This is a genomic window from Aeromonas sp. EERV15 (assembly GCF_900079845.1).
In the GTDB taxonomy this organism is placed as follows: domain Bacteria; phylum Pseudomonadota; class Gammaproteobacteria; order Enterobacterales; family Aeromonadaceae; genus Aeromonas; species Aeromonas sobria.
The window spans coordinates 1-481 of the sequence record NZ_FKKY02000098.1 but is presented as its reverse complement, the minus strand read 5'-3'; the positions used below and the strand labels follow the sequence as shown (position 1 = coordinate 481).

1 protein-coding gene is annotated in these 481 nt (G+C 67.4%); it reads left to right on the top strand.

Annotated features, from left to right (window positions below; genetic code table 11):
• Positions 1-258 precede the first annotated feature (258 nt).
• Positions 259-481, top strand: a 223-nt coding sequence (locus tag BN4575_RS22780; RefSeq protein ID WP_368664547.1) for a protein kinase, incomplete at its 3' end; no start/stop codon positions are given.

Genomic DNA, 481 nt, shown 5'->3' with positions numbered 1-481 from the left:
ATCTCGAGGCCTGGCACGCTTGGTGATGGAGAGACGTCCCGCTAGATGCCGCGAGAAGTAGGGCTCCGTGGGCGTAAGGTGCGTGTGGCCGGGTTCGAGAACCGGGGAGCAGGAGATCGGCTCCTGCGGTGGGTTCCTCGGCGAGGGGCTGGGACGCGGAGTCCGGCTCGCTGCACGCCAGGGGATCGCTCGGACCGTGAGACCCTGCCGGTCGGCAACGGGTTCTACGAGATCGTCTCCAGGCTGGCGACGGGAGGCATGGCCGCGCTGTTCCTGGCGCGTCGCGTGGGGCCGTGCGGGATTTCGCATCCGGTGGTGATCAAGCGGCTCTTGCCAGAGATGCAGGCAGACCCTGCGACCGTGCAGGCATTCCAGGCCGAGGCATGGATCGCCGCCCGATTGAGGCACCCGAACGTGGTGCGATTCCACGACTTCGTGCGCCACGAGGGGAAGAGCCATCTGGTACTGGAGCACGTGGAGG